This is a genomic window from Cysteiniphilum litorale (genome assembly GCF_003428165.1).
Taxonomy (GTDB): domain Bacteria; phylum Pseudomonadota; class Gammaproteobacteria; order Francisellales; family Francisellaceae; genus Caedibacter; species Caedibacter litoralis.
Window position 1 is genome coordinate 1 of record NZ_QLIQ01000184.1, and the last position, 590, is coordinate 590.

The 590-nt window shown below is 37.8% G+C and carries 1 protein-coding gene; it reads left to right on the forward strand.

All coding sequences use genetic code 11. The features are described from left to right. Nucleotides 1–23: 23 nt before the first annotated feature. A partial coding sequence (locus tag DNJ75_RS15205) for a recombination-associated protein RdgC (protein WP_229667714.1) occupies nt 24–590 on the forward strand: 567 nt, incomplete at its 3' end.

Here is a 590-nt window from a genome sequence, read left to right on the forward strand (position 1 = left end):
CAGCAAATAAGGAGTATGATGCGATGTGGTTTAAAAATATAGCACTATTTGAATTTATCGAGCCGTTTGATTTATCATTTGAAATGATTGAAAAAAGCCTGGAAGAGCATCAGTTTAGCCCATGCTCACCATCTCAACCAATTTCAACGGGATGGATTTCACCCATATCCAAAGATTCACCGATTGCCTATGAAGCCAATGGTTTTATTATGGTGGCTTTTCAAATTCAGGAAAAGATTGTACCTGCAACGGTGATTAAAGAGATCCTCGATGAAAAAGTCGAAGAAATTGAATTGCGTGAATCCCGAAAGGTTAAAAAGAAAGAGCAAGACACCTTAAAGGAAGAAATATACCAAAGCCTGTTACCACGTGCCTTTACACGTAATACCGTAATACATGCTTATATTGACACTGCGAATGGCTGGCTTGTTGTTAATGCTTCTTCAAGCAAAAAAGCAGAAACCTTAACCGTTAATTTACGTAAAACACTGGGCAGCTTAAAAATTAGAATGCCTGATTTAATACCCGTCTCTATGCTCCTGACTCACTGGATAAAAACCAATGAATATCCGCAAGAGTTAACCATAGAA